11 protein-coding genes are annotated in these 12,522 nt (G+C 71.9%); 6 read left to right on the forward strand and 5 right to left on the reverse strand.

Translation table 11 applies throughout. The annotated features are described in order from the left end of the window. Positions 1–52: 52 nt before the first annotated feature. Positions 53–802 carry a fimbrial biogenesis chaperone gene (locus G569_RS0129960; RefSeq protein WP_028066153.1) on the forward strand — a complete coding sequence of 250 codons (750 nt, stop codon included), beginning with the start codon at positions 53–55 and terminating at the stop codon, positions 800–802. On the opposite strand, the gene G569_RS59255 is transcribed toward G569_RS0129960, so the two are convergent. After that, on the reverse strand, positions 799–3,240 hold the full coding sequence (locus G569_RS59255) for a sensor domain-containing protein (RefSeq protein ID WP_084285786.1): 2,442 nt from the start codon (positions 3,238–3,240) through the stop codon (positions 799–801). The two genes, G569_RS0129960 and G569_RS59255, sit on opposite strands and share 4 nt — an antisense overlap. A 13-nt stretch (positions 3,241–3,253) precedes the next feature. Between G569_RS59255 and G569_RS64120 the strand changes: the two genes are divergently transcribed. After that, a complete protein-coding gene (locus G569_RS64120; RefSeq protein WP_064750483.1) occupies positions 3,254–3,640 on the forward strand; it encodes a BlaI/MecI/CopY family transcriptional regulator in 387 nt (128 codons plus the stop codon). Continuing rightward, a complete protein-coding gene (locus tag G569_RS59260) occupies positions 3,633–4,514 on the forward strand; it encodes a M56 family metallopeptidase (protein ID WP_028066155.1) in 882 nt (293 codons plus the stop codon). Before G569_RS64120 ends, G569_RS59260 begins: the two co-directional genes overlap by 8 nt. Here G569_RS59260 and G569_RS52715 read toward each other — a convergent pair. Then, positions 4,504–5,679, reverse strand: coding sequence for a calcium-binding protein (locus tag G569_RS52715; RefSeq protein ID WP_053227169.1), 1,176 nt, complete (start codon positions 5,677–5,679; stop codon positions 4,504–4,506). The genes G569_RS59260 and G569_RS52715 overlap by 11 nt on opposite strands. Before the next feature lie 42 nt (positions 5,680–5,721). Next, positions 5,722–6,768, reverse strand: coding sequence for an SAM-dependent methyltransferase (locus G569_RS52720; protein ID WP_037500269.1), 1,047 nt, complete (start codon positions 6,766–6,768; stop codon positions 5,722–5,724). Between the two features lie 17 nt (positions 6,769–6,785). Here G569_RS52720 and G569_RS0129990 point away from each other — a divergent pair, with 17 nt between their 5' ends. Continuing rightward, complete coding sequence (locus G569_RS0129990; RefSeq protein ID WP_053227170.1) at positions 6,786–7,334, forward strand: VOC family protein; 549 nt, start codon at positions 6,786–6,788, stop codon at positions 7,332–7,334. Between the two features lie 78 nt (positions 7,335–7,412). Here G569_RS0129990 and G569_RS0129995 read toward each other — a convergent pair whose 3' ends face one another. Together G569_RS0129995 and G569_RS63160 are read right to left on the reverse strand one after the other, a co-directional pair. Then, positions 7,413–8,429, reverse strand: a complete 1,017-nt coding sequence (locus G569_RS0129995; protein ID WP_028066157.1) for a type I asparaginase — start codon at positions 8,427–8,429, stop codon at positions 7,413–7,415. Continuing rightward, positions 8,426–9,259: a PaaX family transcriptional regulator gene (locus tag G569_RS63160; RefSeq protein WP_157592418.1), complete on the reverse strand. Its 834-nt coding sequence runs from the start codon at positions 9,257–9,259 to the stop codon at positions 8,426–8,428. The genes G569_RS0129995 and G569_RS63160 overlap by 4 nt, the downstream gene beginning before the upstream one ends. 27 nt (positions 9,260–9,286) lie before the next feature. Between G569_RS63160 and G569_RS63165 the strand changes: the two genes are divergently transcribed. Then, positions 9,287–10,591: a hypothetical protein gene (locus G569_RS63165; RefSeq protein ID WP_028066159.1), complete on the forward strand. Its 1,305-nt coding sequence runs from the start codon at positions 9,287–9,289 to the stop codon at positions 10,589–10,591. A gap of 83 nt (positions 10,592–10,674) precedes the next feature. Then, positions 10,675–12,498 carry a methyl-accepting chemotaxis protein gene (locus G569_RS59265; protein WP_028066160.1) on the forward strand — a complete coding sequence of 608 codons (1,824 nt, stop codon included), beginning with the start codon at positions 10,675–10,677 and terminating at the stop codon, positions 12,496–12,498. Positions 12,499–12,522 lie beyond the last annotated feature (24 nt).

Genomic DNA, 12,522 nt, shown 5'->3' on the forward strand with positions numbered 1-12,522 from the left:
AGTGAAGCGCGCTAGGAGTCGGCTCGTCGCCGGCGCTCTCAGCCTTGCCGTCGTGGGTTCCGCGACGGGCGGGGTGATCGCTGCTCAGGCGGACGACTCGGCGCCGCGGGCACAGGCTGCCCAGCAGGGCGGCGTCTCGATCTCGCCGGCCACCGTGGAGGCCACCGCCAAGCGCGGCTCGGTCGGCTCGTTCACGGTCAAGAACACCACCAAGGACACGCTGCGGGTCACGATCACCGTCCGCCCGTGGAGCCAGGACCGCAACACCGCCGCGGTCGCCCTCAACAAGCGGGCGAACCTCTCGCCGTACGTCGTCGGCAGCCCGGCGTCGTTCGACCTCAAGCCCGGCACGCGCTCGGTCAAGCTCAACATGAAGCGCATGACCGCGTCCGGCTCGCTGTACGGCGGGATCCAGGTCTTCGCCAAGCAAAAGAAGAAGAAGGCGACGAACGGGATCATCCCGCAGTACGAGGTCATCGGCCGCCTGCGGCTGAACCCGTCGCGCAAGCGCCCGAACCTGCGCGTCGGCGCCACCGACGTCGTCGGCACCGGCAACAACAAGTCGCTGATCCTCGCCGTCCGCAACATCGGCAACACGCTGGACCCGGTCGGCGGCACGGTGAAGATCACCGGTCCGACGGCCCGCAACGCCACGATCCCGCAGGTCAGCGTCGTCCCCGGCCAGGTCGTCTACCTCAAGGGCGGCTCGCTGCGTGGCATGAAGTCGGGCAACTACACGGGCGAGTGGTCCGTGACGCAGGGCGGCAAGCGCTACACCGTCAAGCGCACCTTCCGCCTCTAGCTCTTTCCTCGCGCGGCCGCCTGGACCGGTTCCGGGCGGCCGACGTGGAACCCCTGCGCGTAGTCGACACCGAGCTCGCGCAGCATCGCGACCGTCGCTTCGTCTCCGACGAACTCGGCGGTCGTCGTCTTTCCGAGGCCCTTCGCGATCTGGACGATGGCCTGCACGGTCAGCTGGTCCGAGCGGGTCGTGGGCAGCTCCTTGATGAAGTCCCCGTCGATCTTGACGACGTCGAACGGCAGGTGCTTGAGGTAGTAGAAGGAGCCGAAGCCCGAGCCGAAGTCGTCGAGCGCGAACTGGCAGCCCAGGTCGGCGAGCCCGCGCGCCAGGCTGCGCGCCCGTTCGACGTTGGCGATCGCGGCGGTCTCGGTGACCTCGAAGATCAGGCAGGTCGGGTCGATCGGGGCGTTGCGGACCTCGGCGGCGATGAAGTCCATGACCGTCGGGTCGGTGATCGACTCGCCCGAGAGGTTGACGTCGAGGCCGAGCCGCTCGTGGCCGGACGCGTGCCGGTCGGCGAGCAGGCGGATCGCGCGCCCGATCACCCAGCGGTCGATCGCCTTGATCAGGCCGTAGCGCTCGGCGGCGCCCAGGAAGGCGCCGGGGAGGACGATCTCGCCGTCGGCGTCGAGCAGGCGGATCAGCAGCTCGGAGCGGTCCACCCGCCCCGCGGCGAGGTCGAGGATCGGCTGCTCGTAGAGCACGAAGCCGTCGCTCTCGAGCGCCTCGCGCAGCCGTTCGACCCACGTGAGGGCGTGCGAGCGGGCGGAGCCGTGGACGTCGCGGCCGGACACGGCGAAGCGGTCGCGCCCGCGCTCCTTGGCCTCGTTGCGGGCGATCTCGGCCTCGGCGAGCTGTTCGGCGGGCGTGAGCTGGTCCTCGGGCTCGATCGCTCGGATCCCCATCGAGAGCGTCGCGCGGACCCGGCGCGAGTCGCGGACGACGTGAACCTGCTCCCGCGCCGCCTCGATCAGCGCCTGGGCGATCGACTCCGCGTCCTCGAGCGCGGTCTGCGGCAGGATCACGCCGAACTCGTCGCCGCCGAGGCGGCCGACGATGTCGGTGTCGCGCAGCCGCGAGCGCAGCAGCGCCGTGACCGTGCCGAGCAGCTCGTCGCCGGTCGCGTGGCCGTAGCTGTCGTTGACGTACTGGAAGTGATCGACGTCGATCGAGAGCAGGACGGCGGGGTGGCCGTAGCGCTGGGCGTAGCCGACGATCCACTCGAGCTCGTCGCCGAAGCGGCGGCGGTTGTAGAGGCCGGTGAGCGCGTCCGTGTCCGCGAGCCGTCGCAGCTGGCCTTCGAAGCGCTTGCGGTCCGAGATGTCGACGTACTGGACGATCAGGTATCGCGCGTCGCCGTCGCCGACCGGGCTCGCGCGCACTTCAGCATGGACGACGTGGCCTTCTCGGTGCAGGTAGCGGTATTCGCCGGCGATCATCCCCGCCGCTCCGGCGTGCAGAGCGTCGAGGTCGCGCTGCGCGGTCTCGCGGTCGTCGGGGTGCATGAGGCTGCGGACGGGCTTGCCGGCGAGGTCCTTGTGGCCGAACATCTGGGCCAGCGCCGCGTTCGCCTGCACCACGATCGGGTCATCCATGGTGATGAGCGCCATGCCGATCGGCGCGTGCTCGAAGGCCGCTTGGAAGCGCGCCTGCGCGGCGCGCAGCGCCTCCTCGGCCCGGCGCGCGTATGTGACGTCGCGCGAGACGGCCACGACGCCGGTCAGGCCGCCCGCCGCGTCGCGGATCGGTGACAGCGTGCTCGCGATCTGGATCTCGGAGCCGTCGCGGCGCCGCCGCGTCGACTCGCGCCGCACGACCGCGCCTTCCATCACGCCGGCGGAGCCCTCCTCGCCCTCGGGGCTGGGGACGAGGCGGGCGGCGTCCTGGCCCAGCGCCTCGCGCTCCGTGTATCCGAACAGTGCCGTGGCAGCGTGGTTCCAGGCGGTGATGCGTCCCTCGACGTCGACGGCCACGATGGCGTCGGCGCTGTGCTCGACGAGCGCCGCGTGGCGCGCCCGCATCGCCTCGTTGCGTGCGCGGTCGGTGACGTCGCGGGCGATCTCGGTGATGCCGATGACCTGTCCGCGCGGGTCGCGCAGCGCCGCCATCGCGACCGACACGAGCACGATCGTGCCGTCGCGGCGCAGCCGTTCGGTCTCGAGCGCCTCGATCGCACTCCCGCTGAACACCCGTCGGCGCAGCGCCGCGGCCTCACCCTCGCGCTCAGGCGGAACCAGACGTTCGACCGGGCCGCCGATTGCGTCCTGGGCGGTCCACCCGTAAAGTCGTTCGGCACCAGGGTTCCACGCGGTGATGCGACCGCGCCGGTCGGTCGCGATGATCGCGTCCGGCGAGTGGCGGACGAGCGCGGCGAGGCGCTGGGCGGCGGCGGGCCCGCGCCGGTCTCTCGTACTTTTTGCTAGGCGTCTGCGCTTCACTCAAGGATCTCTGATGAGTCTAGATGGCACCCTTCCCCCACTTCATGCACTGGAATCAGAAGTCATGGAGGAGCTCTGGGCGCGCTCCGAGGCGACGGTCCGGGATGTCCAGGAGGCGCTGAACGCGCGCGGTGACAAGGTCCGTGCGTACACGACGCTGCTGACGGTGATGACGCGGCTCGACGCGAAGGGGCTGCTCGTCCGGCGCCGCGCAGGCCGGCTCGACGTGTACGCGCCCGCGTTGTCGCGGGACGACTACTTGCAGCGGCGCGCCGAGTCCGAGGTCGCGGCGCTGGTCGAGGACTACGGCGACCTCGCGCTCGCCCACTTCGCGCGCCAGCTCGGCGGGCTCGACCCGGAGCGGTTGGAGAAGCTCCGCCGGCTGGCCGCCGGTGACTGAGCTGCGGCGCGCTGAGTTCGCGGTCGCCGCCTTCGGCGTCACCGCGTTCCTGTTGGCGCTGATCTTCGCGCTCGACGCCGTCCGCTTCCACGGCGACGTGCTGGTCGCGGCGCTGCAGGCGCTGCTCCACGGGGAGATCCATACCCAGGGCGTGCTGTTGATCTCGCTTGCGCTGTTCGACCTCTACGCGGTCGGGCGGGCGTTCTGCTCGATCTGGCGCGGCGCGTCGGCGCACCGCCGCATCGCCACGCGGATGCCGATCTCGGAGATGCGGGTGATCGCGGGGCGGCGCGTGCTGGTCGTGCCGGCCGAGCGGCCGATGGCCTTCTGCGGCGGGCTGCTGCGGCCGCGGGTGTACGTGTCCACGGGCGCGCTGGAGCGGCTTGGGGAGGCGGAGCTGGCCGCGGTCGTCGCCCACGAGGCGCATCACGCCGCTCGCCGCGACCCGCTGCGGATCCTGGTCGCGCGGGCGATCGGCGACGCCTACTCGCTCGGCGCGCTGCCGCGGCGCGAGCAGGCGCTGGCGGAGCTGGCCGCCGACGCGGCGGTCGTGCGCTCGCGCGGCGCGGCGCCGCTGGCGTCGGCGCTGCTGGCGTTCGACGGCGAGGAGATCGCGCCTGAGCGCGTCGACCGGCTCGTGGGCGAGGCGCCGCGCCACCAGGTCCCGCGCATGCTCGTGGCGGGCGCGGGTGCGGTCATCGCGGCGCTGGTGCTGTTGCTGATGGCCGGCCTGATCGTCGACGGCCACCCGCGCGTCTGCCTCCCGCTGGCGTCCGCGCCGATCTGGTGGCTGTGCGCCGTCACGGCGCGGCTCGCGGCGATGGCGCCGTCCTGGCTCGGCTGGCGCCGGGCCGGCGCGTTCCTCACCCCTTGATCTTCTTCTCGCAGTCCTTGGCGACCTTGACGCGCTTGGCGTTGCCCTTGAACCGCGAGACGTTCACGGTGTCGAAGCCGGGGCCGCACTTGACGGTCCCGCTGCCGCTGGCCGTGATCGCGGTGATCAGGTCGTCGCCCGGGCCGGCGTCGATGCGGGTGCGCTTGCCGGCGAGGCGGATGGTGTCGTTGCCGTTGCCGCCGAAGAGCTGGCTCGAGCCGCCGTTGCCCTGCAGGTAGTCGTTGCCTTCGCCGCCGTAGGCGACGTTGATGCCGCGGCCGGCGTAGATCGTGTCGTCGCCGCCCTCGCCGTAGAGGAGGTCCTTCTGCTTGAGGGCGCGGGCGCCGCCTGAGTCGTGGGCGGCGTCGCCCCACAGGACGTCGTCGCCGTCACCGCCGTAGAGCTTGTTGGAGCCGTGCTGGCCGTTGAGGCGGTCGTTGCGGGCGCTGCCGTGCTTGGCGCCGTTGCCCTGCCACGAGATGCCGCGGGTGGGGTCGCGCTCGGCCGCGAGGTCGATGACGTGCTCGCAGTTCGGCTGCGCGTCGAGGAGCTTGCGGTTCGTGCGGCCCTTGGGCGCGGGGCTGTTGTAGACGGTGTCGTCGCCGTCGCCGCAGTCGATCGAGCGGATCGCGCTCGGCGGGTCCGAGTTGAGGTGGATCTGGTCGTCGCCGGGGCCGGCGTCGATCGTGTCCGGGCCGGTGTCGGAGTGGATCTCGTCGTTGCCGTTGCCGCCGAAGATCGTGTCCGCGCCGCTGCCGCCGAAGATGATGTCGTTGCCGTCGCCGCCGAGCAGGCGGTCGGGCGCCTCGTCGCCGTTGATCTGGTCGTCGCCGCCCCCGCCGGACAGCGTGTCGTGGCCGAACCCGCCGCTCAGCTTGTCGTTACCGTCGCCGCCCTCGAGGTTGTCGTCGCCGGACCCGCCGTCCTCCTGGTCGTTGCCGTTGCCGCCGTCGATCTCGTCCGGGCCGGTGTCGCCCTGCAGGATGTCGTCGCCGTCGAGGCCCCGGACCAGGTCACGGCCGCCGAGGCCGTTGATCGTGTCCGGGCCGGCGGTGCCCGTCAGCGTCTCTGCGGCGTTGGAGCCGATGATCGTGTTGGCGAACGCCGTCGCGGCAAAGGCGAGCGCGCAGATGGCCGTGACGGCCAGGAGGAGGCGGGAGCGCATGGACACGATTATGAGCCGACTCGGCGTGTCCAGAACAGGTAATTAGACACGCTCGCTGTGACGCGGTGTCAGCAGGTATTGCGAGACCAGCCACTCGTCGCCGCCGTTGTGATCCCAGATCTCGGCTGTTGAGATCATGAACAGACGCCAGGCGGCGAGCTGGCGTCGCGCCTCGCGGCGGCCGGAATGGCGCTCGAGCACCGCCAGCGCCTGCGTGGAATTGGCGTCCAGGCGCTCCAGCCACGCCCGCAGGGTCCGCGCGTAGTGGGTGCCGGACACCGCCCAGCGGTCCTGCACCGTCAGGTGCTCCTGGAAGCGCAGCATCAGGTCGTGGCTCGGCATCGTGCCGCCGCTGAAGAAGCGCTCGGCGGCCCAGGTCCCTTCGAAGCGGTAGGCGAGGCTGCGGTGGCTGAACACCTGCACGAACGCGCGGCCGGTGCCGGGGTGCAGGCGGGTGGAGATGCGTCGCAGCAGCTCCTTCCAGTTGCGCATGTGCTCGAACATCTCGATCGAGACGACGCGGTCGACCTGTCGACCGGGGTCGTAGGTGTTCGCGTCGGAGGTGACGATCTCGACGTTCGTGATCCCGCGGTGCTCGGCCTGCTGCTCGACGTGCTCCCGTTGTGCCGGCGAGCTGGTGATGCCGGTCACGCGGGCGTTGGGGTAGCGCTCGCCGAGCCACAGGGAGAGCGAGCCCCAGCCGCAGCCGAGGTCGAGGATGTCCATCCCGTCCTCGATCTGCGCGCGCTCGCAGGTGAGCGCGAGCATCGCCTCCTCGGCTTGTTCGAGCGTGGTCGTGGGTGTGCGCCAGAGCCCGCAGCTGTATTTGTGGCGCGGGCCGAGGAAGTTTTCGTAGAAGTCGAAGGGGAGCTCCTGGTGGAGCACGCTCGCCTGCTCGGGCACCTCGAGGATCGGCCCGTGCGACATGTGCCAGACGAGGCTGCGCAGCCGGTCCTCCTGCGCCTCGACGCCGCCCTCGCGCTCGTCCTTCAGCCGCCTCCGGGTCGCGGCGCGCGAGCCGAGCAGCAGGACGGGATCCGGGAGCAGATGGTGGGAGAGCGCTCGGTCCAGGAGCTCGTAGCGGCGCATCGCGGCAGTATGTCGGTATGAGCGACGAAGCTGTGGCACCGATCGCCCGCGCGGAGCGGCCGATCGCCGCCGGAACCAGGATCGGGCACGTCCACCTCCGCACCGCCGACATCGACCGCGTGCGCGGCTTCTACGTCGACGTCCTCGGGTTCGACGTCCTCGCCGAGGGACGCGACGTCCCCGGCTGGGGCACGACGGGCGACGTCCTGTTCCTGTCCGCCGGCGGCTACCACCATCACCTCGGCTTCAACACCTGGAAGTCCGCGGGCGGCGCCCCGCAACCCGACGGCGTCACCGGCCTGCACCACGTCGCGATCGTCTACCCCACCCGCGCCGACCTCGCCGACGCCGTCCGCCGCCTCCAAGCCGTCGACTGGCCCCTCCGCCAACTCGCCGACCACGGCACCCACGAAGCCATCTACGTCTCCGACCCCGACGGCAACGACGTCGAGCTCTACTGGGACCGCCCCTTCTCCGACTGGCCCCTCGACGCCAACGGCCACATCACCTTCGCGGGCGGCACCCTCGACCTCGACAACCTCCTAAACCCCACCTTAGGTGCCTGACCCTTTAGGTGGCCTTTAGGTGCGCGCACGGCGCTGCGCCGTGTTTGAACCTAAAGCGGAGATAAGGGGTCAGGCAATTTAGCTGGGCGTTAACTCTCCCGCGAGGTCCTTCGGGAACATGTCGCGGACCTCGTCTGGGTCGCGGCCTTCGGAGAGGAGGACGACGAGTTTCGCGTAGGCGGCTTCGGTGGTCATGTCCAGACCGCCGACCGCACCCGCCCGCACGAGTGGGCCGGAGGTGGCGTAAGCGCCGAGGTCGACGCGGCCGTCGGCGCATTGGCTGACGACCGCGATGACGATGTCGCGGCGGGCGCCTTCGGCGAGGGCGGCGTAGAGGTACGGGTCGGCGTCGGCGAACGTTCCCGCGCCGTAGGCCTCGATCACCAGGCCCTTGATCGGTTCGGCCATCGCGGCGCGCAGAAGCGCGGCGGGCATGCCGGGGTACAGGCGCAGCAGCGCGACGTTGGCGTCGAGGGAGAGCGGGAGCGCGACCGCGCCGCGGATGCCGCCGCGCAGGCGCGTCTCCTCGATGTTGATCAGCACCCCCGCCGCGCCGAGCGGCGCCGCGTTCGGGCTCGTGAAGGCCTCGAAGCCACTGGCGCTGGTCTTGACCGCGCGGGCGCCGGCGAGGATCGCCGAACCGAACACGAGGACGACCTCGCGCACGTCCTCGCGCGCCGCGACCAGCACGCTCGTGAGCAGGTTCTGGCGGCCGTCGGAACGCAGCACGCCGAGCGGGATCTGCGACCCGGTGACCACCACCGGCTTGCCGAGCCGGCGCAGCAGGAACGCGAGCGCGGACGCCGTGTAGGCCATCGTGTCGGTGCCGTGCAGCACGACGAACCCGTCGTAGCTGTGGCGGTGCTCGACGATGTCGCGCGCGATCCGCAGCCAGTCGGCGGGGCGGGCGTTGGCGGAGTCCAGCAGCGGCTCGTGCTCGCTCACGAAGAGCTCGGGCACGTCGCGCCCGTTGAGCTCCGGCGTCTGCCGGATCTGCGTGCCCAGGTGGCCCTTCACCGGCGCGTAGCCGGACTCCGTCGGCATCATGCCGATCGTGCCGCCGAAGTAGGCGACGTAGATGCGCTTGCGGCTCATGACGTCAGCTCGTCGAAGTGCTGCTGGGCCTGCGGTGCCCAGCGCTCGTGTCGCTCGCGGAAGAGCTCGTACGCGCTCCGCCGCGGCCAGTCGCGCGGAAGCAGATCATCCGGCAGGTCGGGGTCGATGAACGGGAAGCGCCGCCACGCGTGGACGATCGCGATCTGGGTCGCGAACGTCTCCTCCGCCGACCGCGGCCGGGCGGACGCGAAGTCCTCGACGAACGTCTCGTAGTGGTCGCGCAGCGCCGGCAGGTCCCAGGCCTCGCCGATCACCTTCTCGGTGCCGCCGAACGCACCCAGTTCGGCCCGGAACGTGAGCAGCTGCGCGGGCTCGGAGGCGGTGACGAGCGACTCCCGGTCGACGTGCGGCGTGATCCACAGCCCGTTGCCGAGCGACCCGAAGCCCGCCCACGCGAGCTGCGTCGTCAGCTGATGGCGCAGCTCGCGCCGCTGCTCGGGCACCCGCAGCACGAGCAACAGCCAGCGCCCGTCCCAGCTCACCGGCCCGCCGAACCCGTAGATCCGCCGCGCTCCGTCGCGCAGCAGCGTCGCCGATGACGCCGTCAGCCGCATCCGCGACCGGCGCCCCACCCGCTGGCCCTCGAGCCACCCCTCGCGCGTCGATCGCACCACCGCCTGGCGCGCCGCGCTCGGCGTGAACCCGAGCCGGTTCAGCGCGGCGATCAGCGCCTCCTGCCAGGCCCCGTCCGGCCGCGGCAGCAGGAACTCGCCGAGGATCGTGAGCAGCGTCGAACGGGCGGCGGGCGCGCCGACAGAACGGCGTCGCAGGACGTCTTCCACCGCGAAGACGCTACTGGGATTGCTCATGTGCCAACGACCTGGGACGCTCGCGCCATGGCATCCCGCGACGTCAGCGGGCAGCGGAGCGAGGCGCTCCCGGACCCAACGGCCGCGGCCCCGCCGGCCCACGCGGGCGAGGCGTTCGCCGTCGCCGCGGCCGGCGTGCGCGGCCTCACGGCCGCCCGTGGCACCCTCGCCGACCGGGACCTCGCGACAGCCGTGCTCGGCCTCCAGGCCGCCGCGGGCAACCGCGCAGTGGCCGCGCAGGCGCGGCTGGCGCGCGACGTCGCTCGGCCCGCCGTCGCCGGTCCCGGCCGTGCGCTTCTCGCGCGCGCCCCCGGCACCACCGCCGCCGCGGACGTGCCCGTGACCAACACGGCGGCTCCCGCACCGGGTGCCGTGCCGGGGCGCTCGAAGGTCATCGCCCCACCCGACCCCACCCGCGGCGTCCAGCCTGGGGACGACGACGGCGTGCACCCCGCGATCGACCTCGCCGCCGACCAGAGCACGGTGACGCTGACCCTCGTCCTGCGCAACTTCAACCTGCCGCAGTCGGGAGACGCGAGCACGGTCGACTTCCTGCACGAGCCCAACGTGAGCATCCAGGTCACGCCGGGCAACCTGCCGCAGCCGGTCGTCCAGGCCGCGATCGCGGCGATGAACGTGCATCTGCGCCGCAACGGGCGCGACATCGCGGAGCTGTCGATCAACCCGCAGGTGCAGCGGGGGAGCGACGGCCGGCCGTCCGCGGGCGCCTCCGCCCAGGTCGAGTTGCACGTCACGACCGGCTTCTCGATCACGGCGTCGACCTCGGCCGCGGTCACGCCCCACAGCGACCAGCCGAACGACGGCTCGCTGCGGGTCACCCCGCCGAACGCGCCCGTCGACCTCAACTGGACGCCGTTCTCCGTCGGCGTGCTCTACCACCTCGACGCGAACGACAGGCCACGCGAGAACGGCCCCGGACTCGACTACGACGCGCTGCGCAGCGACGCCGCGATCATCTCCTGGGTCGTCAACCAACTCGACCGCGCCGACTTCACCTCGCGCGGCGCCGGCGAGCTCGACGTCGCGACCTTCGTCACCCAGCTGCTGGACGTGATGCGCGGCGCGGGCGGGGAGGAGGCACAGTGGGCGATCCACCTCGGCGTGCTCCAGGTCCCCGACATCCCGGCCGGCCTCACCCGCGGCCTCACCCGCGCGGCGCAGCTGATCGCCGGCGCCGACCCGGGACTGGCGAACCTCCGCCGCGTCCGGGTCTCGATGTTCAACCTCCCGCCGAGCGGCGACGGCGCCGAGCGCGTGGTCCGGTGGGCGCTGCTCGACCTCGCCGGCCGCACCGTCACGCCCGCTCCCTAAAAGGTCGTAAACCGACCTCAACGGGTCCACAGGGGCGGTCGATCATACGTATTAGCCGTCTTTCCCTACCAGAAACCACACCTGTGAACCTCTTCAGAAACCTCCGGCTCTCCATGCGTCTCGGCGTCGTCTTCGGCGCCGTCGTGGCGGGCCTCTTGATCCTCGCCGTCGTCGGCGTGCGCTCGCTCGGTAGCGAGTACGACACGGCGCAACGGCTCGGCCACAAGGACATGCCGGCCGTCAAGGCGCTCGGCTCGATCCAGTTCGCCATGGTCGCCTACCGCGCCGATCAGCTCGCGCACGCCCACCAGACCGACGCCGCCGGCCGCGCCGACCAGGAGTCGCAGATGGCCGAGCACGACGCGATCATGCAGAAGGCCTTCAAGCAGTACGAGGGCCTCTACGTCGATGAGCACGACCGCAAGCTCGCGGCCAGTGCCAAGGCCAACTGGGAGGCCTACAAGAAGGCGAGCGCGCCCTTCCTGGCGCTCAGCCGCAAGGGCGACCACGCCGGCGCGTACGCCGTGCTCAAGCGCGAGGTCGGCCCGCTCGTCGCGCTGATCGGCGACCTCGACAAGTGGATCGCGTTCGCCGAGAAGGCGCGGGCCGCGCACGTCGAGGACGCCAAGAGCACGTACACCGGCGCCCGCACCGTGCTGATCGTGCTCGCGATCGCGCTGACGCTCCTCGCCGCCGCGGCCGTGGTGTTCGTGACCCGCTCGGTCACGCGTCCCGTGCACCGCCTGCGCGCGCGCCTGCACAGCCTCAACGACGCGGACCTCGAGAGCCTCGCGGGCGGTCTCGATGCCGCCGCCGAAGGCGACTTCACGCACCGCGTGCAGGCCGTGACCGAACCGGTCGAGGTCGAAGGCCGGGACGAGCTCGGCGAGCTCTCCATGGTCTTCAACGAGATGATCGAGAAGTCGCGCCGCAGCGTCGCCGGCTATGACGCCATGCGCGCCCGGCTGGGCCAGATGATCGGCGAGGTCGCGAACACCGCGACCACCGTCTCGACCGCCTCGGAGGAGATGGCGGGCACGTCGGATGAGACGGGCCGCGCCGTGAACGAGATCGCGTCCGCCGTCGGCGACGTCGCGCAGGGCACCGAGCGCCAGGTGCGCATGGTCGAGTCCGTTCGCGAGGCCGCGCAGCACGCGGCGCGGATGGCCTCCGAGAGCGCCGTCTCCGCCCGTGAGACCGCTGACGCCGCCGAGCGCGCCCGCGCCGTCGCCGACGAGGGCGCCGAGGCGGCGCGCGTCGCCTCGGGCACGATGGACGAGGTCGCGCGCAACTCCGAAGAGGTCACTGTGGCGATCCGCGACCTGGCCGAGCGCTCGGAGCGGATCGGCACGATCGTCGAGGCGATCACCGGCCTCGCGCAGCAGACCAACCTGCTGGCGCTCAACGCCGCGATCGAGGCCGCCCGCGCCGGCGAGCAGGGCAAGGGCTTCGCCGTCGTCGCCGAGGAGGTGCGCAAGCTCGCCGAGGAGTCGCAGACGTCGGCCGCGTCGATCTCCTCGCTGATCGAGGAGATCCAGCAGGACACCGTGCGCGTCGTCGAGGTCGTCGAAGCGGGCGCCCGGCGCACGCAGGACGGCGTGGCCACCGTCGAGCACACGCGCGAGGCGCTCGAGCGCATCGGCACCGACGTGCAGGACATGCACGCCCGGGTCTCGGCGATCGCCGCCGCCGTCGAGGAGATCTCCGAGGCGACCGAGCGGATGGAAGCGGGCGTCGCCGACGTCGCCGCAGTGGCCGAGCAGTCATCCGCGTCGACGGAGGAGGTCTCGGCCTCCACGCAGCAGACGAGTGCCTCGGCGCACGAGATCGCCGCCTCGGCGGCGGGGCTCGCCGAGACGGCCGACCAGCTCGAGGCGCTGGTCCGCCGGTTCCGCGTCACCGCCTGACCCGGCATGGCGGCCGGGGTATCC

The organism is Solirubrobacter soli DSM 22325 (genome assembly GCF_000423665.1).
In the GTDB taxonomy this organism is placed as follows: Bacteria; Actinomycetota; Thermoleophilia; order Solirubrobacterales; family Solirubrobacteraceae; genus Solirubrobacter; species Solirubrobacter soli.